General features: G+C 37.2%; 29 protein-coding genes. 18 read left to right on the forward strand and 11 right to left on the reverse strand.

Going from position 1 to position 25888, the window contains the following annotated elements; all coding sequences use genetic code 11:
* Positions 1-217: 217 nt before the first annotated feature.
* Positions 218-448 carry a hypothetical protein gene (locus F981_RS07845; protein WP_035372252.1) on the forward strand — a complete coding sequence of 77 codons (231 nt, stop codon included), beginning with the start codon at positions 218-220 and terminating at the stop codon, positions 446-448.
* A gap of 85 nt (positions 449-533) precedes the next feature.
* On the opposite strand, the gene F981_RS07850 is transcribed toward F981_RS07845, so the two are convergent.
* Both F981_RS07850 and F981_RS07855 read right to left on the reverse strand, forming a co-directional pair.
* On the reverse strand, positions 534-977 hold the full coding sequence (locus tag F981_RS07850) for a universal stress protein (protein ID WP_004720284.1): 444 nt from the start codon (positions 975-977) through the stop codon (positions 534-536).
* Positions 978-1012: 35 nt separating this feature from the next.
* A complete protein-coding gene (locus tag F981_RS07855) occupies positions 1013-1474 on the reverse strand; it encodes a universal stress protein (RefSeq protein ID WP_004720286.1) in 462 nt (153 codons plus the stop codon).
* 371 nt (positions 1475-1845) lie between these two features.
* Between F981_RS07855 and ureE the strand changes: the two genes are divergently transcribed.
* The 11 genes from ureE to F981_RS07910 all read left to right on the forward strand — a co-directional run bounded on the left by ureE (position 1846) and on the right by F981_RS07910 (position 10373).
* On the forward strand, positions 1846-2328 hold the full coding sequence (gene ureE / locus F981_RS07860) for an urease accessory protein UreE (protein ID WP_004720288.1): 483 nt from the start codon (positions 1846-1848) through the stop codon (positions 2326-2328).
* A complete protein-coding gene (locus tag F981_RS07865) occupies positions 2315-2980 on the forward strand; it encodes an urease accessory protein UreF (RefSeq protein ID WP_004720290.1) in 666 nt (221 codons plus the stop codon). The genes ureE and F981_RS07865 overlap by 14 nt, the downstream gene beginning before the upstream one ends.
* Before the next feature lie 58 nt (positions 2981-3038).
* A complete protein-coding gene (gene ureG, locus F981_RS07870) occupies positions 3039-3653 on the forward strand; it encodes an urease accessory protein UreG (protein ID WP_004720292.1) in 615 nt (204 codons plus the stop codon).
* Between the two features lie 79 nt (positions 3654-3732).
* Positions 3733-4299, forward strand: a complete 567-nt coding sequence (locus F981_RS07875; protein WP_004720294.1) for a HupE/UreJ family protein — start codon at positions 3733-3735, stop codon at positions 4297-4299.
* A 43-nt stretch (positions 4300-4342) separates the two neighbouring features.
* A complete protein-coding gene (locus F981_RS07880) occupies positions 4343-5212 on the forward strand; it encodes an urease accessory protein UreD (protein ID WP_004720296.1) in 870 nt (289 codons plus the stop codon).
* A gap of 99 nt (positions 5213-5311) precedes the next feature.
* Positions 5312-5614, forward strand: coding sequence for an urease subunit gamma (gene ureA, locus F981_RS07885; protein WP_004720298.1), 303 nt, complete (start codon positions 5312-5314; stop codon positions 5612-5614).
* 28 nt (positions 5615-5642) lie between these two features.
* Complete coding sequence (locus F981_RS07890) at positions 5643-5951, forward strand: urease subunit beta (protein WP_004720299.1); 309 nt, start codon at positions 5643-5645, stop codon at positions 5949-5951.
* Positions 5952-5964: 13 nt separating this feature from the next.
* Positions 5965-7665, forward strand: a complete 1701-nt coding sequence (gene ureC / locus F981_RS07895) for an urease subunit alpha (RefSeq protein WP_004720302.1) — start codon at positions 5965-5967, stop codon at positions 7663-7665.
* 188 nt (positions 7666-7853) lie between these two features.
* Positions 7854-8444 (forward strand): lysozyme, encoded by a 591-nt coding sequence (locus F981_RS07900; RefSeq protein ID WP_004720303.1) that lies wholly within the window; start codon positions 7854-7856, stop codon positions 8442-8444.
* A 159-nt stretch (positions 8445-8603) separates the two neighbouring features.
* Positions 8604-9695 carry a hypothetical protein gene (locus tag F981_RS07905; RefSeq protein ID WP_016539582.1) on the forward strand — a complete coding sequence of 364 codons (1092 nt, stop codon included), beginning with the start codon at positions 8604-8606 and terminating at the stop codon, positions 9693-9695.
* 96 nt (positions 9696-9791) lie between these two features.
* The gene (locus F981_RS07910) at positions 9792-10373 is read left to right on the forward strand and encodes a histidine phosphatase family protein (protein ID WP_004720306.1); all 582 of its coding nucleotides are present in this window, start codon (positions 9792-9794) and stop codon (positions 10371-10373) included.
* A 213-nt stretch (positions 10374-10586) separates the two neighbouring features.
* Here F981_RS07910 and F981_RS07915 read toward each other — a convergent pair whose 3' ends face one another.
* Both F981_RS07915 and F981_RS07920 read right to left on the reverse strand, forming a co-directional pair.
* Positions 10587-11831, reverse strand: a complete 1245-nt coding sequence (locus F981_RS07915; RefSeq protein WP_004720308.1) for a transposase — start codon at positions 11829-11831, stop codon at positions 10587-10589.
* Positions 11832-12058: 227 nt separating this feature from the next.
* Complete coding sequence (locus tag F981_RS07920; protein ID WP_004720311.1) at positions 12059-12664, reverse strand: hypothetical protein; 606 nt, start codon at positions 12662-12664, stop codon at positions 12059-12061.
* 287 nt (positions 12665-12951) lie between these two features.
* Between F981_RS07920 and puuE the strand changes: the two genes are divergently transcribed.
* The 4 genes from puuE to F981_RS07940 all read left to right on the forward strand — a co-directional run bounded on the left by puuE (position 12952) and on the right by F981_RS07940 (position 15801).
* Positions 12952-13917 (forward strand): allantoinase PuuE, encoded by a 966-nt coding sequence (puuE, locus tag F981_RS07925; RefSeq protein WP_004720315.1) that lies wholly within the window; start codon positions 12952-12954, stop codon positions 13915-13917.
* A 126-nt stretch (positions 13918-14043) separates the two neighbouring features.
* Positions 14044-14565 carry a 2-oxo-4-hydroxy-4-carboxy-5-ureidoimidazoline decarboxylase gene (gene uraD / locus F981_RS07930; protein ID WP_004720316.1) on the forward strand — a complete coding sequence of 174 codons (522 nt, stop codon included), beginning with the start codon at positions 14044-14046 and terminating at the stop codon, positions 14563-14565.
* Between the two features lie 33 nt (positions 14566-14598).
* Positions 14599-14919 (forward strand): hydroxyisourate hydrolase, encoded by a 321-nt coding sequence (gene uraH / locus F981_RS07935; protein ID WP_004720319.1) that lies wholly within the window; start codon positions 14599-14601, stop codon positions 14917-14919.
* A gap of 159 nt (positions 14920-15078) precedes the next feature.
* Positions 15079-15801 (forward strand): outer membrane protein OmpK, encoded by a 723-nt coding sequence (locus tag F981_RS07940; protein ID WP_004720320.1) that lies wholly within the window; start codon positions 15079-15081, stop codon positions 15799-15801.
* 204 nt (positions 15802-16005) lie between these two features.
* Here F981_RS07940 and F981_RS07945 read toward each other — a convergent pair whose 3' ends face one another.
* Both F981_RS07945 and alc read right to left on the reverse strand, forming a co-directional pair.
* Positions 16006-16500: an ureidoglycolate lyase gene (locus F981_RS07945; RefSeq protein WP_004720324.1), complete on the reverse strand. Its 495-nt coding sequence runs from the start codon at positions 16498-16500 to the stop codon at positions 16006-16008.
* A gap of 4 nt (positions 16501-16504) precedes the next feature.
* Positions 16505-17512: an allantoicase gene (gene alc, locus F981_RS07950; RefSeq protein ID WP_004720325.1), complete on the reverse strand. Its 1008-nt coding sequence runs from the start codon at positions 17510-17512 to the stop codon at positions 16505-16507.
* Positions 17513-17725: 213 nt separating this feature from the next.
* Here alc and hpxO point away from each other — a divergent pair, with 213 nt between their 5' ends.
* On the forward strand, positions 17726-18883 hold the full coding sequence (gene hpxO, locus F981_RS07955; RefSeq protein ID WP_004720327.1) for an FAD-dependent urate hydroxylase HpxO: 1158 nt from the start codon (positions 17726-17728) through the stop codon (positions 18881-18883).
* Between the two features lie 176 nt (positions 18884-19059).
* Here hpxO and F981_RS07960 read toward each other — a convergent pair whose 3' ends face one another.
* Positions 19060-19992 (reverse strand): LysR family transcriptional regulator, encoded by a 933-nt coding sequence (locus F981_RS07960; RefSeq protein ID WP_004720328.1) that lies wholly within the window; start codon positions 19990-19992, stop codon positions 19060-19062.
* Positions 19993-20288: 296 nt separating this feature from the next.
* On the opposite strand from F981_RS07960, the gene F981_RS07965 reads away from it, so the two are divergent.
* A complete protein-coding gene (locus tag F981_RS07965) occupies positions 20289-21344 on the forward strand; it encodes an aromatic ring-hydroxylating oxygenase subunit alpha (RefSeq protein WP_004720330.1) in 1056 nt (351 codons plus the stop codon).
* Positions 21345-21408: 64 nt separating this feature from the next.
* On the opposite strand, the gene F981_RS07970 is transcribed toward F981_RS07965, so the two are convergent.
* From F981_RS07970 to F981_RS07985, 4 genes are all read right to left on the reverse strand, one after another.
* Positions 21409-22890: an aldehyde dehydrogenase gene (locus F981_RS07970; RefSeq protein ID WP_004720332.1), complete on the reverse strand. Its 1482-nt coding sequence runs from the start codon at positions 22888-22890 to the stop codon at positions 21409-21411.
* A gap of 156 nt (positions 22891-23046) precedes the next feature.
* Complete coding sequence (argE, locus tag F981_RS07975; protein WP_004720334.1) at positions 23047-24189, reverse strand: acetylornithine deacetylase; 1143 nt, start codon at positions 24187-24189, stop codon at positions 23047-23049.
* Complete coding sequence (locus tag F981_RS07980) at positions 24182-25168, reverse strand: LysR family transcriptional regulator (RefSeq protein ID WP_004720336.1); 987 nt, start codon at positions 25166-25168, stop codon at positions 24182-24184. Before F981_RS07980 ends, argE begins: the two co-directional genes overlap by 8 nt.
* A gap of 35 nt (positions 25169-25203) precedes the next feature.
* A complete protein-coding gene (locus F981_RS07985; RefSeq protein WP_004720337.1) occupies positions 25204-25875 on the reverse strand; it encodes a DUF1028 domain-containing protein in 672 nt (223 codons plus the stop codon).
* Positions 25876-25888: the final 13 nt, after the last annotated feature.

Here is a 25888-nt window from a genome sequence, read left to right on the forward strand (position 1 = left end):
AACCAAGAATAAGCATCAAATAACAACCACAGAAAGTTAAAAGAATAATCAGCGTAAAGTCTGTAAATATGCAGTCAACCCACTTCTCAACAGGTGGGTTTTCCTTTTTTAGGCCAATTGTAGAATTACTATGCAATATGATGAATTTTTATATTTCAAATGCGTCAAAAAGTGATATAAATAAAAATAAAGTGCATATGAAAATGGAGTGCGAATGATGAAAACGACTGTTAAGTATGTTGTCTTAAAAAGTAGAGAATATCAGCTTGGCACAGCCTTATTTGAAGAAAGTATTGAAGCCGAAGGAAATTATTTTGATCAAATACCTGAGATCATTCACTATCAAAATCATAATTTTAAAGTAAAGTCCAAAGAACTTAGCCGTAAGCAAATTTTTGATGATTTTGAAGAATCTCAAACCATTTTAGTCAAAGTTATCGCAGTTTAATAGTTTCCCAAGTTATCTCTGATATGGACATTGCATAAATAAAACCCAGCTAAACTGGGTTTTATTTATTTGGTAATTTAATCAATCACTGTTTGACAATCAATACAGGGAGTTTGGTTTGACCCAGTACATCTTGCGCAAAGCTGCCTAAGAAAAACTTTTGGAAGCCTTTACGCCCATGTGATCCCATGATAATTAAATCTGTATGTAATGATTCAGCAGTTTTAATGATGGTTTCAGCTGCAACCGAGTCTCTCACGACTTGTGTATCAATTTGAACACCTTGCTGTTCAGCCAATTGTTTGGCTTTGCTCAAACCTTCTTCCGCATTTTTAATTGCTTCTTGAATGTAATCTTTTAACATATCTGGCGAATAGTAAAAATCAGCAGCAGCAAAAGGGTCTTCAGCAACGACACTGATCGCAGTGACTTTACTTCCAAAGGCTTTTGCAATCGCAGCAGCATGTTTTAATGCAGAAAAAGAAATGTCAGAACCGTCAACTGGGACAAGAATATTTTGATAAGTCATAATCACACCTTTTTAATTAACATTTCAAATAAAAATTAAGCTTCTTCTTGGGTAGATTTAATAATCAACACAGGCAGTGGAGAAATAGACAACACTTCTTGTGCAACACTCCCTAAGAAGAATTTCTTCAGACCAGTACGTCCATGGGAACCCATCACAATAAGGTCCACATTGAGTTCATCTGCAACATCTAAAATTCCAGTAGCAGGAGGAACTTCACGCACCACTTTGGTATCTACTGTCGTTACACCATGGTGAACTAAAGTTTCTTGAATATCTTTTAAACGTGCTAAAGCATTTTTTTCAGCTTCAAATAAATATTGAGTTACAGCAGGCGCTATTTTATAAAAATCGACGCCTTTAAAAGGATCAACTGCGATCACACTCATCACAGTAATTTTACAGTTAAAAGCAAGTGCAAGTTTTTCTGCATGTTCAAGTGCAGCATAAGAAATAGGAGAGTCATCTACAGCAAGAAGGATGTGTTGATAAGCCATTATAAGTTTCTCCCTTTTTTGTCTGATTATTTATTCATTGATAACACATTGCGCTGTTAGTCGCAAATTGTCAATGAGAATTTTAGTTGATCAAAAGTGTGTTATTTCAAGCTTTTGTGAAATACACATAATTTTATTATGGTTTTATTTTGTAACGTTTAATTGTCCTGATTTTTTATTGAAATCTCGCTCATGTAAATTTGAACTCCGGTTTTAGGTTAGCGTTCTAAATATGATGCATTTTGAATTCTTACGATTCTAAAAACTGGCATGATAAATGCTTTAATTTAATGCAAACCGATATTTATGAATAAAATTTTGGCATCAATTTGGAACATTTTAAATCAAGTGCCATAGATAAGTGGATCAGTATGAAAATTTATACGCAACGTCTAGACCATATAGAGTCAAACATTGAGGCTGAAAGTATTGAATTGACTTTTGATACTCGGCAAAAGAGCCGTTTTCGTGCAACTTTAAATAATGGGCGCGATATTGGTGCGGATTTACCACGTACAGGCATTTTGCGTAGTGGTTCTTATATTGCAACTGAACAAGGTGAAGTGTTACGTGTAGATGCCAAAGCTGAAAAATTAATGCAAGTTTCGGCGCTGCATAGTTTTGACTTACTTAAAGCTGCATATCATCTGGGAAATCGCCATGTTCCGTTAATGCTTACCCCAACTGCACTTTATTTTGAACCTGATCATGTCCTTGCAGAAATGATCCAAGGTTTAGGGCTGACAGTAGATGAAGTTGAACATCCATTTGAACCTGAAAGTGGGGCATATGCACAACATCAGCATGATCATCGTTTAAGCCCGATTAAGGCTTTACATCATGTCCATCACTAACGCATCGCAACTATTAAGTCTATTGACCCTGTCATCGACAGCTTTACCGATAGGTGCATATTGTTATTCGCAAGGGGTGGAAAGTGCGATTGATCAAGGCTTGATTCATGATGAAGCAAGCAGTATTGCTTATTTTGAAGAAGTACTGGAAATGTTGCTGGTTAGGTTTGAACTACCCGTTTTAAAACGTCTGATGCAACATTATTTAGACGAAGCAGAATTTTTAAATTGGGCTAACTTTTATAAAGCAAGCCGCGAGTCAAAAGAATTACGTGCTGAATCTCAGCAGTTGGCATTTTCTATGAATGCTTGGATTCGTGATGTTTTAAAACAGCAACCTGAGATTAAAAAGCAGTTTGGTTTTGTACCAGTTTACGCACATTTATGTGGGACATTAAAACTTAATCTGGTGGATGTACTGACGGCATATAGCTTTACTGTTTTAGAGAACCAAGTGCTAGGTGCGGTTAAAACTGTCCCTTTAGGGCAAATGAGCGGTCAAAGAATTTTGTGGCACTTACATGGCTTAATTCCTCAAGCCGTAGTGCGTGCCTTGGCCTTAGAAGATGATGAGTTAAGTAGTGCTTTGCCCAATTATGCGATGTTAAGTATGTCGCATGAAACTTTATATTCACGATTATTCAGATCATAAATGACACCTTTCATTCGCTATTTTTTATTGAGAATGAAGCATAGAAAAGGAAAAAATGATGACAGAACGTAGCCCTTTACGTGTTGGAATAGGTGGTCCTGTTGGTTCAGGTAAAACAGCATTAACCTTGAATTTATGCCTTGCTTTACGCAACAAATATAATATGGCGGTTGTGACCAACGATATCTATACCAAAGAAGATTCTAATTTTTTAACTCGTCATGAAGCGATGTCACCAGAACGTATAGTTGGTGTTGAGACAGGTGGTTGTCCACATACTGCAATTCGTGAAGATGCTTCAATTAACTTGGCTGCAATCGATGATCTTTGTGAAAAATTTGATGGTTTAGAGCTGATTATTATCGAAAGTGGTGGAGATAATCTAGCCGCTACCTTTAGTCCCGAATTATCTGATTTAACCCTTTATGTGATTGATGTTGCGGGTGGTGAAAAGATCCCACGTAAAGGTGGTCCCGGCATTACCAAGTCGGATTTATTGATTATAAACAAAACAGATTTAGCCCCAATGGTCGGTGCAAATCTCGATGTGATGGATCAAGATGCAAAACGCATGCGTGGTGACAAACCTTTTCTATTTTCAAATATGAAAACTCAAGATGGTTTAAAGCAAATTATTGAGTTTATTGAGAAACAAGGCTTATTTAAAGCTTAGCACAGAGATTAAAGCCTAGTCGCGATATTAAAAATAATTGTAACTATTTGAATTGAAAAATAATCAAAGGAGAATTTGAATGCGTTTTTTAAAACACAGTCTGATGGCATGTGCTGCATATTTACCTGTATTGGCTTTAGCTCACCCTGGACATGATCACCATAGCGGTTTTTGGGCAGGCTTTATTCATCCATTTACAGGTTTAGATCATTTGATGATGGCAATCGCATTTGGTGTATTGATGTGGACGGCAAATCAACGCTGGAAGCTTTTCGGCTTGATTGGATTAGCTGTAGCGATGGTGATTGGCTTTATGATCGGTAGCCAAGGATTTATTCCAGCAGCAGTTGCTGAGTACGGCATTATTGCGTCATTGGTTTTATTGGCTATAGCGCTTTGGACAAAATCAAATCAAATTTTACCTATTGCAGCGGTTTTATTGGCAAGTTTTCACGGTGTTGCACACGGAACTGAATTAGGCCAATCAGGTCATGCTAGCTTACTGATTTTAGGTATGGTGACAGCAATGGCATTGATCTATGTAGGTGGATTAGGTATTGGTGCTTTTATCAAAAAGTACGTTCCATATGGCAAGAAAATTATTGGTACTTTGGCTGCAATCGTTGCGGTTATTGGTTTGGCTTAATGTTTAAGTGCTTAATTGCGGATATCAATTTATAAAGGCGGTCATGATAAGTTTAGTGGAACATCTTCCTGATCAGCGCCTTTGGTATGCCAAACTCGAATTGGGTTTTCAGGTTCAAACTGAGCGAACGGTATTGGCGCATCGTAGACATTTTGGACCTGTACGTGTGCAAAAGATGCTGTGGCCAGAAAAAACTGGAATTTGTCATGCGATTATTGTCCATCCGCCTGCGGGTATTGCAGGTGGTGATCATTTAACATTTGAGATCAATGTAGATGCTGCTGCCCATGCCTTAGTCACAACCCCTGGTGCTGGTAAATGGTATCGGACCAATGGCAAACAAGCTTATCAACATATCCATATCTCAGTTAAACACAATGCTGTATTTGAATGGCTTCCTCAAGAAACCATGTTATTTGATGGTGCCAATGCTCACTCAGAAACCTTGATTCAGCTTGATCAGACAGCAAGCTTTATCGGTTGGGATATGTTGGTGATTGGTCGACAAGCTCGAGATGAAAAATTCCAATCTGGTGCTTATCACAGTCATTTTAAATTATGGCGAAATCAGCAATTACTGGTGGCAGACACACTGAGTTTTAAAGGCAATGATCGTTGGCTAAGTTCTTGTCTAGGCATGAATAATCATGCCGTTATGGGGAGTTTATGGGCAGTTCCTCCCGAAAAATTTCGAGCAAACATTTATTTAGAGGCACATATCGATTTAATTCGTGAGTTGATGATGCGAATGGATATGCCTGTAAGGTTAACCTTATTGGGTGATGTTATCAGTGCACGTTTTTTAGGCGATGATGTTCGACATTGCCATGACGCCTTTGCAGCAATTCGCGCCAGATTAAGGCAATATTGGTTTGATTTGGATGAAGCATTTCCACGCATTTGGCGAACTTGATTCATTAAAAGATCACCTTTTAGAAATAAAATCTGCGTGTTTAATTTAAAACTGAGCACATATTTTGCATAAAAAATGTGAGAACTTTAGGAAATACATATGGAACTCAATCCTACTGAAAAAGATAAACTGCTGATTTTTACAGCGGGTTTGGTTGCAGAACGTCGCAAAGCACGTGGATTAAAACTCAATTATCCTGAATCTATTGCATTTATTTCCGCAGCACTGCTTGAAGGTGCGCGAGATGGAATGACTGTCAGTGAGTTGATGCATTTTGGCACTACCTTACTCAGTCGTGATGATGTGATGGAGGGTGTGCCTGAGATGATTGCCGAAGTGCAAGTAGAGGCTACTTTTCCAGATGGCTCGAAGCTCGTCACAGTCCATCAACCGATTGTATAGAACACTTCTTCAAAATTAGGATAAGCATATGATCCCTGGTGAAATTATTACACCTGATTGTGATATTGAAATGAATGTCGGTCGTGACGTACTGAAAATTTCAGTGTCAAATATAGGTGATCGACCGATTCAAGTGGGTTCACATTTTCATTTTTATGAAGCCAACGATGCTTTGCAATTTGATCGTGAACGTGCCAAAGGTTTTCGTTTAAATATTGCGGCTGGTACAGCGGTTCGGTTTGAACCGGGGCAGCGACGTGATGTAGAAATCGTTGCACTGGTCGGAAAACGTGAAGTCTATGGTTTCGCAGGGCGTGTGATGGGTAAGTTGGACTAAAAGGATAATCAAAATGAAAATGTCACGTCGAGCTTATGCTGAAATGTTTGGTCCTACCGTTGAGGATCGAGTACGTTTAGCAGATACCGAACTTTTTATAGAAGTTGAACAAGACCTCACGACCTATGGTGAAGAAGTTAAATTTGGTGGTGGCAAAGTTATTCGCGATGGGATGGGACAATCTCAATTACTTGCAGCAGATGTTGCCGATACGGTGATTACCAACGCATTGATTGTCGATTGGTGGGGAATTATTAAAGCCGATGTGGGATTAAAAAATGGGCGAATTTGGAAAATAGGTAAAGCCGGCAATCCAGATATTCAACCCGATATTACCATTCCACTGGGTGCTGCAACTGAGGTGATTGCAGGTGAAGGGCAAATACTTACAGCAGGTGGTATTGATACTCATATTCACTGGATTTGCCCCCAACAAGTTGAAACAGCGTTAATGTCGGGGACAACGACCATGATTGGTGGCGGTACTGGTCCTGCTGCAGGAACATCGGCAACAACGGTAACACCGGGGCCATGGCATATTTCAACCATGCTGCAAGCCATTGATGATTTACCTATGAATATTGGCTTATTGGGCAAAGGTAATTTGAGTCAACCTGAACCGATTGCGGAGCAGATTAAAGCGGGTGTGGTGGGGTTGAAATTGCATGAAGATTGGGGTTCTACCCCTGCTGCAATTGATAATTGTCTAACTGTGGCAGATGAATATGATGTACAAGTGGCGATTCATACCGATACTTTAAATGAAAGTGGTTTTCTTGAAGAAACACTGGGGGCATTTAAAAATCGTACTATTCACACTTATCATACTGAGGGTGCGGGTGGTGGTCATGCACCTGATATTTTAAAAGCCATTGGTCAGACAAATGTTTTGCCATCTTCAACCAATCCAACCCGTCCATATACCATCAATACCATTGATGAACACTTAGACATGCTCATGGTCTGCCACCATTTAGATCCAGCGATAGCTGAAGATGTTGCATTTGCTGAGAGCCGTATTCGTCGTGAAACGATTGCCGCAGAAGATATTTTGCAAGATCTCGGCGCAATTTCAATGATGTCTTCTGACTCTCAAGCCATGGGGCGTGTGGGTGAGGTGATTTTACGCACTTGGCAAACGGCGCATAAAATGAAAGTGCAACGTGGGCCATTGGAAGGTGATAATCAGTACCATGATAATAATCGGGTGAAGCGTTATATTGCAAAATATACAATAAATCCCGCCATTACTCATGGTTTAAGCCACGAAATTGGTTCTATAGAAGAAGGGAAACTTGCTGATTTGGTGTTGTGGAAACCTGCATTTTTTGGGGTAAAACCATCGATGATCATTAAAGGTGGAATGATTGCGGCAGCGCCAATGGGGGATATTAATGCCTCAATTCCAACACCACAGCCGGTACATTACCGTCCAATGTTTGGGGCGTATCCAAGAGGCGTGCATAATACCTGTATTACTTTCTTGTCACAGGCCGCAATTGAACTTGGTGTTGCTGAAAAATTACAATTAAAGAAGTTAATTTCACCTTGTAAAAATACCAGAAACATCACTAAACAAGACATGAAGCATAATAGCTATTGTCCTGTTATGGATGTGCATCCTGAAACCTATGAAGTTCGTGCCGATGGTGTACATCTAACTTGTGAAGCTGCTGAAGTATTACCAATGGCACAGCGTTATTTCTTGTTTTAATTCTAAGTATATCAACAACAAGAAGATAAAACTCCTTTCTTATGATAAGAGCGGAGTTTTTCTATTTAAAATCAATAGATCTATACCCAATGCAACCAAAGACAACTTTATTAATTTAAAAAGCTATGTTTAATATTGGGTGGTATAGGTACAGCGATACAACCCTTTTCTTTTTTTGAGTTTTATTGATGACGCAATTTTGGTCTAAATTTTTTTCCAAGTTATTTTCTACGTTGTTTTCAAAACCATTGAATAAACATCATCAAGCTTATTCTGGTTCAGACATTGCAGTGGCCGTGGATACAGATGCTGAGATTGGCTTTGCACAAGATCAAATTACTCATGTAAGTCCTCAAGGTGTGGATTTGATTTGTGGTTTTGAGGGATTAGAGCTTAAAGCCTATGATGATGGTGTTGGTGTGTGTACCATCGGTTATGGAACGACGATTTACCCGCATGGAAAAGCTGTTCAGTATGGTGATACTTGTACCATTGAACAAGCAAAAAACTATATGCAATATGACCTTAGGCGTTTTGAACAAGCAGTAAGTGCTGCTGTAAATGTGCCGTTAAATCAAAATCAGTTTGATGCGTTGGTTTCATTGAGCTATAACATTGGTATCGGTGCTTTTAAAAACTCAACTTTATTAAAATTATTGAATGCCTCTGATTATCACGCTGCCAGTCATCAATTTGATGTTTGGATCAAAGCAGGTGGCAAAACAGTACAAGGTTTAGTAAACCGAAGAGCAGTAGAGAAACTCTTATTTAACTCATAATTTTAAAGCTCTTTGCTAAATTAAAAAATGATCATCTGGAGTGAATCATAGCTATAGAAGGTTCTTTCTCCCTTGGGGGAGAAGGCTAGGATGAGGGGGTTTTTATGTTGATTTATGATTTAAAAAAGAGCTGATGAAAGAAGCCTTTTGAAAATAAAGATGATTTTAAAATATCAAAAAAGAGAAAAAATAAGGGCCAATTTGATGATTAGAGTATTAAAAATAGCAATTTTTATTGCTTTTATAGGAATGAATAAATTTGCGTATGCGGATGTACGGTCTGAATTAAATTTAATAAGCCAAGATTTATTAATAGCATGTAAAAATGAAGATGATTATAGACCAATAAAAAATTTGAATAACTTCTTAAATGACTCAAAAGGAAGTGATATTCATGTATATGATCTTAAGTTTATATTTAATTCAGATTTTTTACTTTTTATAAAAGATAAAAATTGTGCTTTGGCAGCAAGTAAATTTTCAGCTAATGGTATTTCAATTAAAGAAAAATATTTTAAAGATAAATATGATATAGAGAGAATGTTGGATAATGAAGTTTATAGGCAAGCAGGTTATGCTAATTTAATTGAGTATTCTTGGACGATGGATAACCAAAAATTACAACAAGCTCAAGAAAATTTTAATATTTATTTAAATAGAAATATTATTTCAAAAAATGAGAAAAGCCGATGTGGAGAGTTATGTAAAGATTATGTATATCTAAAAGAAGATCATGGATTTTATCTTCCTCTTCATTATGTGGGTATTTTAATGGCATATCATGATCTATTTCAACATCATTATAAAAATTTTAAAAAAACAGAGCAGCAGATCACACAACTTCAAGAAATATTTGATTTAACTAATGATTTTGAAATCAAATATATAAAAATAACAGGTTTAAATTCTTTCCCCTTCGAAGTTGCATCAATTGAAAACTTTAAATTCATTTTTAAAATTGATGACCGAAACATTAAAAATATTTTCTATGCAAAACTAGATGCTTATATAAAATATCGTATTGAAAACAATCTTCTTGATGATCGCATGATAGAAAATATATATGAGATTTTAAGCAAAGAAAGCAGATACTTGTACACAAAGGTTGAATATCTAGGTACACATGAGACTAAAAGCAAAAGTGTAACAAGTTATCAATTAGGTCAGCACATTTATAGTTTTATAGTTTCAGACAATAAGTTAAAACTAATTATGGAGCCGATAAATTTTTCTAACCAAAATTCTGGATGATTAATCTTCAAAAATGATGATTGAAATATGAGTTGTAAATTGATTGACTAAAAATTATTGATTATTTTCAAAATAAAGGTGAGGTAAGAGAATTTTATGAGTATTTATTTAATTCGTCATGCGCAAAGTTTAGGTAATGTAAACGGTAAAACTGAGTCACATGCAAGTATTCCCTTAACCGAATATGGACATAAACAGGCGCAAAAACTTGTTGATGTTCTACCACCAGCAAAGCAGATTTTTATCTCTCCATTCCTCCGTACACGTCTAACAGCTGAACCAATTTTATTACGAGATCAGATTACACCTCAAGTTTTGGATATTCAGGAGTTTTCTTACTTATCCGATACGCGATGTAAAAATACCACTTTAGAGGAACGAAAACCTTGGGTAGATGATTATTGGAATCAAGCAGATGTGAACCTAGTGACAAGTGAAGGCGCTGAATCTTTTGCCAATTTTTATCAACGCGTTACGGACTTTATTTCGCACTTGGATTCATTAAAAGCACATTATCAACATGATCATTTACTGGTATTTAGTCATGGTCAGTTTTTACAGTTATTGAAAATGCTGGTAGAGCAAAAGCGAGAATTATCATCACAATTAATGCGTGATTTTCGTTATGCATTGTTAAATCATCAATTAGACAATACAGAGTTTTTTATTTTTAAATAAAATGAGATTAACAGCATGAATTTTATAATAAGAAAAATTGCTCTATTGACATTTTTTACTTGTGTTGCAATTTTCTTATTTAATTTGTATACAATAAATCAAATATAAAATTAAAACCCTTCTATATTAGACTTCTTTCATAAGTCCTTTTTAAAACCATAAATCAACATAAAAGCGCCCTCATCCTAACCTTCTCCCTCTGGGCATTGGTATCTACACATCTTTTTGTAGAGACTCTAATGCAATTTCAGCAATCAGCTTAAGGTCATCAACCGAATGTTTAGATAATAATTGTAGTGTATTCAGTAATATTGACAGTCCAGCCAAAATTGCAGGAGCACTTTCCCTTGTTCCTCTTTTTTGTTGCCTTCCTGATAAACGTGTTAGAAAGACTCTAACTCTTGAATTTTTCTCATCATTTTCTCGCTGTATTCGCCAAGTTAATACACATGCCATACTTGCAATTAAGAGTCGTCTTAATATCGCTTGCGGAGTTGTTTGTAGCCATGACTCAATGTCATGGCCCGCCTGTTTTAACAACTTAAAATAGTTTTCTATTTTCCAACGCCAGTAATACCAAGTTGCCAATTCTATACTTGGTATTTCTGATGATACATTACTTAATAAGCTCCAACGAGAAAGTGATTTTCCTTGCTTATTTTTAACTTCAACTACAATCAGTCGAACGGTTAATGACTTTCCCTTTTGTGGTGGAATTCTTTTTCCCGTTTCGTCTTTTTGCATTGGTCTTGCATTACGCGTAATACTGATTTGAGTTTCACCAATATAAAGTTGTTCGCAATTCCCTTTATATTGAATTGTATGGGTTTGTGTAGTTGGTATTTGGTCTGATACGTCTCTTAACTTAACATCTTCTCCTTGATATTCAACACGATTTCCTTCTTTACCTCGAATAAGAAATAAATGTTCTTGTTGATTCAATAACCTAAGATGAGCAATTGAATCTCCTTCACGATCAATAATATGTACGAGTTTCTTTTCTATTGGTAAAGACTCAATATGTTCGATTTGTTCACATAGTGCGTTTAAATGGGTTTCTTTTATTTTATGCCCATCAGTAAATGTTGAATAACGTCCAGTAGCATCACATAAAGTTTGATCTAATGGTGCAATGGGTAAACCGGTTTCAGCATCAATTAATAAACTGCTTTGTAATTCATAGCCTTTGTCACTTGCATGTGTTCTTTTGAATCTACTTAACTTGTTGTTATGTTTTAAATATTGTAGTTGAGACCAATCATGAGCAACTAAGGCATAGTGGTGATTCGATAGAGCGATTTGTTCAAGCGCAAGTTTTTGAATAGGCTGATTGAGTTGCTGAAATGAAACGTTTTCGTTATTTAAGAAACGCCAGACTGCTTGGGTGGTAGCAAAGCTAGTCTTTTGGGTAGAGGCAATATCTTTAAGCGCTGGGGCTAATGAAGCAAGTGGATTCATATTAAGTTTTACAAGACGTCCGTAGCGTTTAACTAATCGGTTATCTAAGTGTGGAATGTTAAATTGGAGAGCATGCTCTCCAATTTAACTTAAATAGATTTAATTGTGTAGATACCTATGCCCAGCGGGAGAAGGAACTTTCTATACCAATATGATTCACTCTATATGATCATTTTTTGATTTATGAAAGATCTTTATTAAGTAAAGGGTTTAATAATTAATGGATTTTAATAATTATTTTTTATGGAATTTATGTTAATAGAGCAAGATTCTTCTGTTGTATTAATCGGATGTTCTAAAATGGGACTACCACTCCATTTTATAAATGTAGCTAATATATTTAAAGATAAGATATTCCAGTCAGAGCGTAAATCACTTTGCATAACTGAATATAAAGCTTCTTCTTTTTTTAGTTCATTTTTGTTTAAAATATTGTATGAATTTGGGTCATTTTTTCTACTGCTATCAATTTTACTATACGATGCAATTTGTAATAAAAGATCATTTTCAAATATTTTTAATGCTGATAATTGTTTCTTAGTACAACTGGATTGAATTGTTTCAGATGCTTTTAATAATAATAATTCAAGTTTTTTTAATTCAAAATTAGCTTGGTCGTAAGCATTAAAAACATCTTTACGTAATGGTAGTGAAGCTTCATTAACTATATGGTTGCCTAACCTTTGATAGGTTTTAATTTTTGTATCAGATTCCTTAAGTTGGTCAATAACTTGTTCTATTATTTTTTCCTTATTATTAAGATAATGTTGATCCTTCCAATTTCCAAAAGAGATAAAAGTTGCAATGACAGTTAAAAAAGCTAATAAGAACATCCCTAAGTTAATTGTGTTTGATAAATCGATATTAGGATATTTTTTTTTAGAAAAGTATATAATCCCCAAAAAGATAGTGTAAATAATGCTAAAAAAATGAAACCTAATAAATAATATGACATATGGATGAAAACCTTATTTTAGTTAAAACATAAATCTATTTAAAATATTTGAATTTAATATCACGTTTGATAAAGAGCTTCAACCAGTTTGTTTCATGTTGGCACAAAAACTGCTTGATCATTCACACTAAAAAATGGTGATTGAAAAGTTTAAAGGCGGTTTGAGTGAGTAAAACTTATTTACGTGGGCAAGACTTAATAGACCAAATCCAAAATACTCCCTATTCACGAGATCTCATTGGCTATCACGGTCAAGTACCTAAAGTAGCATGGCCAAATCAAGCCCAAATAGCAGTACAGTTTGTCCTTAACTATGAAGAAGGTGCTGAAAACCATATCGAACATGGTGATGCCGGTTCTGAACAGTTTTTATCTGATATTGTGGGAGCAGCAAGTTTTCCCGACAAACACATGTCGATGGATTCGATGTATGAATATGGTGCTCGTGCAGGATTCTGGCGTATTCATCAAGAGTTTAAAAAGCGTAACTTACCCATGACCATATTTGGAGTGGGCATGGCACTGGCACGTAATCCATATATTGTGGAAGCCATTCAACAAGCCCATTACGATGTGATTTCACACGGACAGCGTTGGCTAAATTACCAAACTATAGATATTGAAACGGAACGTCAGCATATTGATCAAGCGATCAGCATTCTAGAAACCTTATTTGGCACTACACCAATGGGTTGGTATACAGGGCGAGATAGCCCAAATACGCGTAAATTATTGGCTGAATTTCCACAGATCAAATATGACTGCGATTACTATGGTGATGATTTGCCATTTTGGACAAGCTTAACCAATTTACAAGGCCAAAGCCGCCCGCACCTGATCATTCCATATACTTTAGAAAGTAATGATATGAAGTTCTGCGCGCCTGCTGGTTTTAACAGTGGCGAGCAATTTTACCAATATTTAAAAGATGCCTTTGATGTGCTTTATGCAGAAGGTGAAAATGAGCCGAAAATGCTATCGATTGGAATGCATTGTCGTATTCTGGGACGTCCCGGTCGTTTTAAAGCATTACAGCGTTTTTTAGATTATATACAGGCACATGAAAAAGTCTGGATCTGTCGTCGCGGTGATATCGCTGAACATTGGTTTAAACACCATCCAGCCGCATAATTGTCGCTATGAGGATGTGGCTTTTAAGGTAAGCACTTTATTTTTAATTGAATGCAGTAAAGCGCGCAGCAAAGTTTATATAAAAGTGTTTGAAAATTTTAGCGAACTCAAGCATAGGTATTATTCGTGAAAATAGAAGAATTTAATCAAGCATCATCAGAAGAGCTTACAACCTTGCTTAAGCATTGTGTGCACATTCAACGTTGGTCAGATGAAATTTTGTCACAACGTCCATTTGTCAACACTCAAGCGTTAATGGATTTTGCAAAAGCACAAGCCTCAACTTGGACATGGTTAGAAATTGCAAATGCATTAGCGACACACCCACGGATCGGTGAAAAAAAGGCTCAGGCAGTGCTGAGTGAAAAAGAGCAAGCATTTTCTCATCAAGAGCAATCAGCAATAAAACAGAGCACTGAAACACAACATGCTTTATTGCAAGGCAATATTGCTTATGAAAAGAAATTTGGTCATATTTTTTTAATTCGTGCCATGGGTTTAGATCAGGCTGAAATTCTACAAGCACTGAAATATCGTTTATTAAATGATCCTGAAACAGAACAGCGTATTGTTAAACAACAACTTGGTGAAATTGCAATGTTAAGACTCAGTCAAGAACTGAGTGATGGTGAAAGCTTAAATGATTGATTGCATTAAAATAATGTTTAGAAAGGAAATAACATGATCAGTACCCATATCTTAGACACGCATCTTGGCAAGCCTGCCGTAAATGTTCTGATAAAATTATTGGATAGCCAAGACAATATTGTTGCAGAATCAAGGACCAATGAAGATGGACGGGTAGCAGATTTTAATTTAAGTGGAATTAAAACAGGGGATTATAGTTTGGTTTTTTATACTGCTGACTATTTTAACCGTTTAGCCTTAGCAACGTTTTTCCCAAAAGTTGTGATTCATTTTTCAGTTCTTGATATTGCACAACATTATCATATTCCTTTATTAATCAGCCCTTTTGCTTATTCCACATATCGTGGAAGCTAACTTTTATAGAACTAGATTTATAGAACTAGTTTTTTCATGATTTTAAAGCCCATTGATTTGGGATTTTTTTATGAAATTTTGACCAAATGTAAAAAATTGGCTTTGTTTTTGCTTATTCACGCAGGTGTTTACCGCTATTTCTGATGGGGAATTTATACAATGAAATTAACACAATTTGCTGCGCTTTCAACTTTCGTTTGCACCGCTTTTAGCACCCATGCTGCGCCTATTTGGCAAGACTTTAGCATTACTGGATTATATGGAAAAAATTATGAATTAATTGCTCGGGAAGATGATCAATCGACCATTACTTTTGAATATGCAGCCAAATTAAAATATGGGGACTTCTTTGCATTTGCGGATCGTACCAATAATGATGTTTCAGGCAATGAGACCTATTTTGAAGTTTCACCACGATTGAGCTTAGGCGCGATTTCAGGGCATAAGTTGGAAGCAGGGCCAATTAAAGACGTTCTCATTGCCATAACATGGGAAGGCGGTGAAGGGTTTAACAATTATTTGTATGGGATCGGGGTAGATTTGGCGATTCCATATTTCCAATATGCACAATTAAACTTTTATAAAGCAGACAATTACAAGAACACAAATGATGATTATCAGCTGACTTTTGTTTTTGGTGTGCCTTTTAAAATCGCATCAGAAGATTTTCTTGTTGATGGTTTTCTGGATTGGTCAACCGCTGAAGATGATCATGCCAGTGAGTTAAACTGGACCACCCAATGGAAATGGAATGCGGGTAAACATATTTCACCAGATACGAAATTGTATTTAGGCGTTGAATATTCCGTTTGGAATAATAAATACGGCATCTCAGGCAAAGATGAAAATAATGTCAGTGCTTTAATTAAATATCATTTTTAAAATGATCTTTATCTGATCATGTTTTTAAATGCATGAATAGGATTGAGATAAGCTTAAGATCATTTTTCCAAACCAGCGCAACACTGAATAATGCTGCACTGGTTTTTTAACAACATAGGGTAAAATCTTATCTCAGTACTTCTCAGCATTTTTAGAGGAATGTTTTGATCCATGCATTTTTTATTTACTGTTTTGAAAGGATAATTATAAGGTTAAGACAATGTTTTCATTAAAGTGAAAAATATCACAATTGTGACCCTCACCAATCCGATCGATTACAGCAAAGTCGCTGGGTGCTTCAAGCGTTAATAACGGATGATGCCAAGTGCCTGCACGATAGTTTACAGCCTGTTGGCCATTGCTTATAAAGGCATAAATATGATCAAGATCAGGTTGATCCTGATCTAAAGCCGCTGCAACAACAACCAAGAAGGATTGACCTTGCATCGGGATAAATGCCTGTGAACCGATTGGATGGCGTTCAAGCATTTGAATTTCGCAAGGCACTTGAGTTTTTTGAATATTACGAAAAATACTTAATCCGACTTCAGCATTAGCCGCTTGAGCCAAGGATAAAGCATGATAGCGTTCCGTATGCGCGCCATTGATATGGAAAAAGTCATTGCCAGCACAGGCAATGACCTCACCAAATGCGGCAAAAGCTTCAGCAGTTAATGGCTGAATTTGGATATATTTCATAAAATCACTCTGCAATTTTACCCCATAATCGGATACGGCTAATGCCACCGTCTGGAATCATATTGACACGAATATGTGAAATTTTTTTATGTTTTAAAATGTCTGCTACATAATCATGAATATGATCCATTTGCATATCCTGAGCATTGAGTAGAAATGGCCAAAACATACTTTGCGGAATCAATTGTGGATCAGTCGCATTTTCAATATATATCGCCTGAATCGATACTTGAGCGGGGAAATTGCCTTTGAAATGTGCAGTATCAATTTCAATTTTTTCAATTACACCACTTTGACCTAGGGCCAAAATACACCAGTCAAATCCAGGTGCACGGCGGCGTTTGGTTTCCCAACCATCACCCATATTGATCCCACGATTCGGATTGATCAAATTACGAGGATGACCAAAGTGGGCATCACTATAGGCAATCACGCGTCCACCATTTTCAAGTGCCAGTAAATCTAATGTACGTTGGCGATCTTGGATCTGTATTTGTACTTCACCATAGACGCGAAAACGTGCAATACCACCATCAGGAAAAATATTTAAGCGTACATGGGTAAAGACTGCTGAGTTTTTAATGTCAAAAATATGATGTTGGCTGGGGCCAAGAACAGAATTATCTAGAATGGGCTGCCATAGTGCATTGCTTAAGTCCCCATTTGGTGCATAACAGGCTTCAATTGAAGCGGAAGCAGGATAATTCCCAGTAAAAAAAGTGGTATCAATATCAAATGCAGTAATTTTTCCAGCAACACCTAATTTAACAATTGCCCAGTCATAGCCTGCATGGCGTTTACGGCGGGTTTCCCATCCATCCATCCATTTGCCGTGATCATCAAATCTATCTTCTACAAAAATGGGTGGATTAAATTGCAACATTCGTTGTGCTTCTGCAAAAAAATCATCTGAACATTCAAGTACTTTTGTACCAATTCGGGGATCTGCCAAATTGCTGTATTGTTGCAAATGTGCAGGAAGCTCAAAACTTGGTGCAAGTAAAGTTGCCATATTTATTTACCATTCATATTACGATTTATATCATTTTATTGATTGATATCAGTGTTTAAAGTTCAATAAGCACTCATAAAAACAATATCTTACCGTCCTCATCATGCATAGCCTATGCCAACTTTGCTTAAGGAATGTTGTGCTTTTTAAATAAATGGCACGTTTTTAGCATTTTAGTCATAAGTGTTAAAGAAACAGACAGAGGAGAAATAGATGGAGATTACTATTATCGGTGCCGGTATGGGGGGATTAACCGCAGGTATTGCACTAAAAAAATTCGGACATTCGGTCACCATCTATGAACAAACTGAACAAATTCTAGCTGTAGGTGCTGCTATTTCTTTATGGTCAAATGGTGTTAAGTGTTTAAATTATTTAGGCTTAACGGATCAAGTTGCCAAACTTGGTGGTCAAATGGATCATTTAGCCTATATCGATGGCTTAACTGGTGAGCACATGACCCAGTTTAGTTTAATGCCTTTGATTGAAGAGGTTGGGCAACGGCCTTATCCAGTTTCCCGCGCAGATTTACAAAACATGTTGATGGATGAATTTGGCCGTGACGATATTCATCTTGGGAAAAAAATGGTTGCACTAGAACAAGTAGATCAACACATAAAAGTTCAGTTTGCAGATGGCAGTGAAGTCACCACAGCATTGTTAATTGGTGCTGATGGAACACATTCACTGACCCGCCAATATGTACTGGGTGAACAGGTTGAACGTCGTTATGCAGGTTATGTCAATTGGAATGGCTTAGTCGAAATTTCAGATAAGTTTGCCCAAGCCGATCAATGGACAACCTTTGTTGGAGAGGGAAAACGTGTTTCGCTTATGCCAGTGGCAGAGCAACGTTTTTACTTCTTCTTTGATGTGCCATTACCTGTAGGTTTAGAAAACAGTAAGGCCCAATATAAAACACTCTTTAAACAATATTTTAAGGACTGGTGCCAGCCCGTTCAAAACTTAATTGAAGCGATTGATGAGCAAAAAACCAATCGAGTAGAAATTCATGATATTGAACCTTTTACCCAGTTTTATAAAGGGCGGGTGGTGATTATGGGGGATGCAGCTCACAGTACTACGCCTGATATTGGTCAGGGCGGTTGCCAAGCCATGGAAGATGCAATTTACTTAGCACGCGCTTTGCAAATCAATACATTAGGCTTAGAGGATGCGTTAAAACGTTATCAAAATAAACGTAATGAGCGTGCCAATGAGCTGGTATTACGTGCACGTAAGCGCTGTGATGTGACCCATATGAAAGATGAGGCTGTGACCGAAGCGTGGTATCAAGACTTACGTCAAGAACAAGGCCCACATATTATGCGTGGCATTATCAGTAATATTATTGGTAATCCTTTAGATTAAATGTTGCTAGGTCGATGCTGAATTTAAATTACTGAATCTAAATTCAGCATTGGAAATCTAACGCTTTTGATTCATATATGTTTAGGGAGTTATTGCTAGTCATCACTCAGCCACACGTCATTGCTTTGTTGCTTAAGGGCTATTGTTCATGTATTACAACACATAGCTAAAGCTGATTATTGATAAGGGATCAGCTTGAGCTTAAATGCTTCGATTTGTTCAATAAGATGCTTAATCATAATTTGCGATACGCGTGAAAGTTGTCGTTTTGGCGCAACACATAAAGCCAGTGTTAACGGATATAAACCCTTTTCTCGAATCGGCTTAAAAACAAGCTCGTCACGTTCTAAATATGGATATGCATCAATAAATGACAATAAACCAATACCTAAATTCTTTTGAATTAATGACATAATCATTCGAATGTCATTACAATCTAAGTGCTGCTGTGGGCTAAATTTATGGTGCTTATACAAGGTCTGCACATAATCATGAATAATTAAAGGAGCACCAGGAATCAAGTGTTTATCGTTGACACTATCTGACAAATAAACTTTCTCATTTTTTGTTAAAGGGTGATCTTTAGGTAAAACAAAACCGATTGGGATTTCGACAAAAGATAAAACCTCTAATTGATGATGGCCTTTCGGGTTTAATAAAATTCCAAAGTCAATTTCAGCGTCCATAATCATATTTGACACAGTTTCACTGTCTTGGATATGAAAATTAAAATTGATCCAAGGGTAGTTGTCATACATATATTGAATTGAATCTAAAACGAAGCCATCACTGAGTGCAGAAATCAATCCGCAATCAATTGTTCCCCGAGAAAGTCCTTGGATTTCATCAAACCGATTACGGGTTAATTGAAATTCTTTTTGCCACTTAATCAAATCCGCATAGAGTAACTCTCCAGCAAGTGTCAGTTTTAAACCACTGGGTAAACGTTCAAACAGATCAATGCCAAACTCTTCCTCAGCAAGTGCGATTTGACGATGTACCGCTGATACTGAAATATAAAGTTGATCTGCTGCTTTTCTTAAGCTGCCTGTCTTGGCAACGGCAATAAAATAATCTGAAAATCGTGAAAAAGTTGTATTCACAGGCATATGGGCTGTCCATTATTTACATTTCACGGACTTATTCCTAAGCAATGAAAATCAAGGAAATTTAAAACTCGCTAAAATCACAGATCATTAAGCGATTTTTATGCCAAGGATGATTTTTTTCTAAAAATAATTTTCAGATAGGTGTTCTATTTTTTAGAACGAGATAAGCAAAACATTCTAATAGACAGAATTAGACAAAATTCGTAATTTAAAACTCAGCCATGATTTTAGCTGAGCAACATGCTGAAATCACAGCATAAGATCATGACATTAAATATATATTCTGTGAGTTTTGTATGAATGCAATTCCAGTTCTCAACTTGTTTAGTCAACCACAATGTAGTGGTTTTGAACCTAAAGACTGGGAAATACTTGCTCAGCATTGGTATCCTGTTGCACGTGTGCAAGATGTCACTACAGCCCCACAACAAGTACAACTCCTCGATGTGAAAATGGCGCTTTATCAAACGGCAAGTGGTGCGATTCAGTTGGTGCGTGATATTTGCCCGCACCGTGGTGTACCACTCAGCAAAGGTTGGGTGCAAGGTGAAGAGATCGTTTGTCCCTACCACGGATTGCATTACAACACAGCAGGTCAATGTACAAGAATTCCAGCACAGCCAGACCTGACAAATATCTCAGAGCGCTTTAGTCTCACCAAATTTCCTGTAGTTTTAAAATATGGTTTGGTTTGGACAAGTTTATTTAGTCGTGATGCAAGCCATGCAAACTTTCCAATATTGGACACTTGGGATGATCCTGAGCATCAGCCCATACTGCCGCCATTTGTTGACATTGCGGGTTCAAGCGGGCGGCAATTGGAAGGCTTTATTGATGTCGCACATTTTGCTTGGGTACATCAGCAGTCTTTTGCTGATGCTGAAAATCCTGTCGTACCCAAATACATTACTGAGCGTACAGACTATGGTTTACATACTGAATATGTCAGTAATGTGAGCAACTACCCGCATGGCTTACAGCATCTAGCACCAGAGGGTTTTTTATGGAAACGAATTTTTGATGTTTACCCACCATTTTCAGCGGTGTTAAAGGTTGAATTTCCACGCGAGGGTATATTGAAAATTTTAAATGCCTGTTGTCCTGTATCACATAACAAAACTCGATTATTCGTACCGCTGACCCGTAATTTTGATACCACAGGCGATTTGCAGGCAGTTTACGATTTTAATGCACAAATTTTTGCAGAGGATCAGGACATGGTAGAGAGTCAAAAACCAGAAGAGCTTCCATTAGATATTACAATGGAAGCACATTTTGAAGCAGATCGTTCATCTACAACTTACCGTCGAATATTGGCAGAATGGGGGTTAAGCAAACGCTATATTGTGTAAATTTTCTTTATAGCATCAGAAGCATTCAATCTTTCTTTTTGACTGATTGAGTGCGCCTTCGGATTTACAATTGAATCCATGTGGTTTTTAACTGTGTAAATTTATCAATCGCATGTAAAGATAAATCACGCCCATAACCAGACTGTTTATATCCTCCAAATGGAGTACTGACATCTAAAGCATCTACTGTATTAATAGAGACTGTGCCGACTAAAAGCTGTTTAGACAGAAGAATTGCTTTCTGAATATCTTTGGTCCAAATTGAGGCAGCTAATCCATAAATGGAGTGATTTGCAAGTTCAATCGCTTCATCTTGGGTTTCAAAAGTTGTGATTGAAACTACAGGGCCAAAAACTTCGTCATGGAAGATTTTAAAATCAGGATTGACACCGATTAGAATGGTTGGTGCTACATAGGTTGCTGGATCTAAAGCAGCATCTAAATTTAACGGAATAATATGAGACTGCGCACCTTGAGCCTTGGCTTGATCAATAGCAGCTCTGACATTATCCGCATGTTGATGATCAATTAAACAGCCCATCGTGGTATTGGGATCTAGAGGATCTCCAATCTTAAGTGTTTTGGCTTTGGCGATAAATTTATCTATAAATTGTTGTGAAATGCTTTTTTCTAATAAAATCCGTGAATTTGCCGAACACACTTCACCTTGATTATAAAAAGCACCAAAAATCGCTTTATCGACCGCTTTATCTAAATCAGCATCAGCAAAAATTATATTGGCACTTTTCCCACCTGTTTCTGGCCAAACAGGTTTCATATTTGATTCAGCAGAATAAGCCAAAAACTTTTTTGCAGTTTCGGTCGATCCAGTAAAGACTAAACAATCGACATCTGGATGGCGTCCAAGTGCTTGACCTGTGATATGTCCTAAGCCAGTAAGCACTTGCAATACACCATCTGGAATACCAGCTTGTTTTGCGAGTTCAGCAAGTTTTAATGCAGTAAAGGGCGATTGCTCTGCAGGTTTTAATACAACACAATTTCCAGTTGCTAAGGCAGGTGCAAGTTTCCAACTTGCCAAATCAAGCGGAAAGTTCCACGGGACCACAGCTGCCACAACGCCTATAGGTTCACGACAGACCATCGCCAGTTGGTCTATACTTGTGGGGGCAATTTCATCATAAATTTTATCAATACTTTCTGCATACCATTCAAAACAAGATGCTGCACCTGGAATATCAACATGCAGTGAATCCTGAATCGGTTTACCTACATTGAGGGTTTCGAGTAAGGCAAGCTCTTCAGCATTTTCACGAATAAGTTCAGCAAGTTTTTTGAGTATTTGCTTACGTTCACGCGGCGCTAGCCGAGACCAGACACCACTGTTAAAGGTCTTTCTCGCATGTTGAACAGCTTGTTCAACTTCATTGGCATCACATGCTGACATATCGACTAAAAACTCAGCTGTGGCTGGATTTGATACTTTATAGGTCTGCGTGGTATTTACAAATTGTCCAGCGATAAAGGCACAACTTGGCAGTGTTATCTGCGCGCGTTGTTCTAGCCAATCCTGTTTTAGTTTCATTCATCTTCCTTAAAATTTTAGCGATATAGTAGGTTTAACCGTATTATTTTTCGCCAATTTTGTGAATTTGTTTTATACAAGCCTTGGGTTTAGAAAAAACAAATTAAAAGCGTTACTTATTTTTTTTAACTAACTTTTTAAATCCACAGTCACGTCTTAACGCTTAATATGATTGAGCAGGCGTTCAAAAAATGCATCACATTGTTGCATCTGTGAGATTTCAATATATTCGTCTGGTTTATGCGCAACTTGAATAGAACCAGGGCCACAAACGAGTACTGCAGAATTTAATTGTTGATGAAATAATCCACCCTCCGTACCAAATGAAATCTTCTGTAATGCAGTTGCTGGATCAAGGAGGTTTTGTAAAAATTTGACCGCTTGAATAGTGGTTGAGGTATTTAGTCCGGGGTATTGATTAATTTCCTGAAAACTGACAAATTTTGCAAAAGGGCTTTGCTCGATATATTCAAAAATTTTCGCTTGAACTGACTCCGTATTCTGTTCTGCAACATTACGAATCTCATAATCTAGAACACATTCATTGGGAACGATATTTAAAGCTTTACCGCCTTGTATTTTCCCAACATGTACAGTGGTATAAGGCACATCGTAGTCCATATCCACAATTGGACCTTCTGCAATCTGTTTTTGTGTCGTGGTAATGGCCTCAACAACATTTTGAGCACAATAAATCGCATTGACATATAACGGGGCTAAAGCGGAGTGACCTTCTTGTCCACGACAAATTGCTTTAAATACTGCTTTGCCTTTATGGCCTGTGGCAATATTCATACTGGTAGGTTCACCAATCACACAAAGCTCTGGTTGAATAATTAATTCAGAGAGTAGGCCAAGAATTCCGCGTACACCAATACAGCCAATTTCCTCATCATAGGAAAGGCAAAGGTGCAGTGGTTTAGCCAATTCTGGCATTTGTGCTGCCTTTAACATGGCATGTATCGCGCAGGCGATAAAACCTTTCATATCAGCAGTACCACGACCAAAAATTTTATCGTCTTTGATTAGGGCTTGGAAAGGTTCGCTACTCCACGCTTGTCCTTCAACTGGAACCACATCGGTATGTCCAGAGAGCAATATTCCAGCTTGGTCTTTAGGACCAATACTTGCCAATAAGTTGGCTTTGGTCTGCTCTGGATTAAAATTTAAAGTGATACTGATTCCCGCAGGTTCAAGTAAGTTTTTGACGAACATGATCAGTTCTAAATTACTTTTGTAGGACGTTGTATCAAATGCAACAAGTTTTTTAAGTAGTTGAATACTCGACAGATTAGACATCTGAGGAATCCTTTTGTGTTTGGGCTTTTATATAGGGATCGTAGAAATGCGGCGAACTCATACCCGAAATAAAATGATCGGAGATAAAGCTTTTACAACGACTAATGAACGCTTCTACAACAATATTTTTGGGTACATTTTTCGGTATCGCAATGCCGATATACATCGGGCGATGTTCATGCGCAATACGAATACGGACCAGACGTTTACCATCAAGGCTATAGGTGTTTTTCGGGCGAACATTCAAAATCGTATAGCCAATATTATTGGCAACCATTGAACGAACGACATCGATATTTTTTGAAGAACGCACAACATTGGGCGTAAGATTTTGAGCTCTAAATAATGATAAGAAATATTCATTGCTAAAGGGCATGTCTAAAAGAATCATCGGGTACTGTGAAAGTTCTTCTAAGCTTACAACAGGCAATATTGCTAAAGGGTGCTCCTCACTGACCAATACATGAGGCGGCAATTTCGTTAAAGCTTCAAAATGAATAATATTTTCATCAATATTGAGATCGTAAGTTAAAGCTAGATCAATATCATTACGTATAAGCGCATTTAGAAGTGCTTGTTGATCATCTTCGTAAAGGTCTAAAGAAACTTGCTTATATAAGTTGGAAAATCCATTGATGATATCGGCATAGATCATCGGGGTAAAAGCAGGGAAGCAGCCTACTTTTAACGGCCCACGTATGGAACCAGAAAATTCTGCCGCAAGGGAATATAAACTTGAAGCTTGGTTTAAGATCTTCTTACATTCCAACATCACACTTTTACCAACAGTGTTGAGGATTAAGCCTTTCGCATGTTGGCGAATAAATAATTGGGTTTGTAATTCTGATTCAATATGTGCGATTGCGGCAGAAATAGACGGAGAGGATACATGTATCTTCTCCGAAGCAATAATGATACTGCCACATTCAGCTGTTGCAACAAAGTATTCCATTTGTCTTAAAGAAATTCGATTTAACACTTTGGATACACCTCCATTGTATACCCTCGAAAAATTTATTCATTTCCTGGAACACCATAGCTGCGAGCATTGATCGGGTTTAAAGCTCTTAAAACATAATCATCAATTTGCGGTTCATATATCTGCCATAGTGCGATAAGGTCGGAAATGGGGTGATCTGACCAGTCCACGCGTAAGTCAACAATCGGCCATTCCAATTTGTCAACAACCAAAAGACCAGCAGAATGTACTGCTCCTGCTTCTCCACCAGCCTGTTTTCCTGCGTCTAATGCATAAAGTAAACGCTCAGCAAATGTGCCTTTACTTTGTTCGAAGTGTTTGAGCATAACATGAGTAACATTCTCATTTGCAAGTAAATTACCCGCACATACGGCATGTTTCCCTATATGTTGTGTATAAATTCCTAAGCTATTTTCTCCACTAAAGGCAAAAGGCTCATTCACCGCGTCAAGTAAAGTTAATTGGCGGTATTCAATAAAATCGGTATTTTTAGTTAATTCTGTAATCGCATTTTTAGGCGATATATTATATTTGGTCATTTCAAGTAAAATGCTGGCCAATTGAGGATCGGTTATATTCTGGCTTGCTGCAACACCAATCCCAGCTTTGGCACGTATACATCTTGATGCAACGGCTGGAGAGGATGAACTAATCGCGGCACCGAATTGTCCTGTTTCACTGCATCTCGCAATAATTGAAAATGTCATATTTCCCTCACAT

This window comes from Acinetobacter guillouiae CIP 63.46, assembly GCF_000368145.1.
GTDB lineage: Bacteria > Pseudomonadota > Gammaproteobacteria > Pseudomonadales > Moraxellaceae > Acinetobacter > Acinetobacter guillouiae.

Bases quoted from the DNA above. Each gene is read 5' to 3' on its own strand.
- F981_RS07845 (WP_035372252.1), top strand. From the start codon at position 218: ATGAAAACGACTGTTAAGTATGTTGTCTTAAAAAGTAGAGAATATCAG.
- F981_RS07850 (WP_004720284.1), bottom strand. From the start codon at position 977: ATGACTTATCAAAATATTCTTGTCCCAGTTGACGGTTCTGACATTTCT.
- F981_RS07855 (WP_004720286.1), bottom strand. From the start codon at position 1,474: ATGGCTTATCAACACATCCTTCTTGCTGTAGATGACTCTCCTATTTCT.
- ureE (WP_004720288.1), top strand. From the start codon at position 1,846: ATGAAAATTTATACGCAACGTCTAGACCATATAGAGTCAAACATTGAG.
- F981_RS07865 (WP_004720290.1), top strand. From the start codon at position 2,315: ATGTCCATCACTAACGCATCGCAACTATTAAGTCTATTGACCCTGTCA.
- ureG (WP_004720292.1), top strand. From the start codon at position 3,039: ATGACAGAACGTAGCCCTTTACGTGTTGGAATAGGTGGTCCTGTTGGT.
- F981_RS07875 (WP_004720294.1), top strand. From the start codon at position 3,733: ATGCGTTTTTTAAAACACAGTCTGATGGCATGTGCTGCATATTTACCT.
- F981_RS07880 (WP_004720296.1), top strand. From the start codon at position 4,343: ATGATAAGTTTAGTGGAACATCTTCCTGATCAGCGCCTTTGGTATGCC.
- ureA (WP_004720298.1), top strand. From the start codon at position 5,312: ATGGAACTCAATCCTACTGAAAAAGATAAACTGCTGATTTTTACAGCG.
- F981_RS07890 (WP_004720299.1), top strand. From the start codon at position 5,643: ATGATCCCTGGTGAAATTATTACACCTGATTGTGATATTGAAATGAAT.
- ureC (WP_004720302.1), top strand. From the start codon at position 5,965: ATGAAAATGTCACGTCGAGCTTATGCTGAAATGTTTGGTCCTACCGTT.
- F981_RS07900 (WP_004720303.1), top strand. From the start codon at position 7,854: ATGACGCAATTTTGGTCTAAATTTTTTTCCAAGTTATTTTCTACGTTG.
- F981_RS07905 (WP_016539582.1), top strand. From the start codon at position 8,604: ATGATTTTAAAATATCAAAAAAGAGAAAAAATAAGGGCCAATTTGATG.
- F981_RS07910 (WP_004720306.1), top strand. From the start codon at position 9,792: ATGAGTATTTATTTAATTCGTCATGCGCAAAGTTTAGGTAATGTAAAC.
- F981_RS07915 (WP_004720308.1), bottom strand. From the start codon at position 11,831: ATGAATCCACTTGCTTCATTAGCCCCAGCGCTTAAAGATATTGCCTCT.
- F981_RS07920 (WP_004720311.1), bottom strand. From the start codon at position 12,664: ATGTTCTTATTAGCTTTTTTAACTGTCATTGCAACTTTTATCTCTTTT.
- uraH (WP_004720319.1), top strand. From the start codon at position 14,599: ATGATCAGTACCCATATCTTAGACACGCATCTTGGCAAGCCTGCCGTA.
- F981_RS07940 (WP_004720320.1), top strand. From the start codon at position 15,079: ATGAAATTAACACAATTTGCTGCGCTTTCAACTTTCGTTTGCACCGCT.
- F981_RS07945 (WP_004720324.1), bottom strand. From the start codon at position 16,500: ATGAAATATATCCAAATTCAGCCATTAACTGCTGAAGCTTTTGCCGCA.
- alc (WP_004720325.1), bottom strand. From the start codon at position 17,512: ATGGCAACTTTACTTGCACCAAGTTTTGAGCTTCCTGCACATTTGCAA.
- hpxO (WP_004720327.1), top strand. From the start codon at position 17,726: ATGGAGATTACTATTATCGGTGCCGGTATGGGGGGATTAACCGCAGGT.
- F981_RS07960 (WP_004720328.1), bottom strand. From the start codon at position 19,992: ATGCCTGTGAATACAACTTTTTCACGATTTTCAGATTATTTTATTGCC.
- F981_RS07965 (WP_004720330.1), top strand. From the start codon at position 20,289: ATGAATGCAATTCCAGTTCTCAACTTGTTTAGTCAACCACAATGTAGT.
- F981_RS07970 (WP_004720332.1), bottom strand. From the start codon at position 22,890: ATGAAACTAAAACAGGATTGGCTAGAACAACGCGCGCAGATAACACTG.
- argE (WP_004720334.1), bottom strand. From the start codon at position 24,189: ATGTCTAATCTGTCGAGTATTCAACTACTTAAAAAACTTGTTGCATTT.
- F981_RS07985 (WP_004720337.1), bottom strand. From the start codon at position 25,875: ATGACATTTTCAATTATTGCGAGATGCAGTGAAACAGGACAATTCGGT.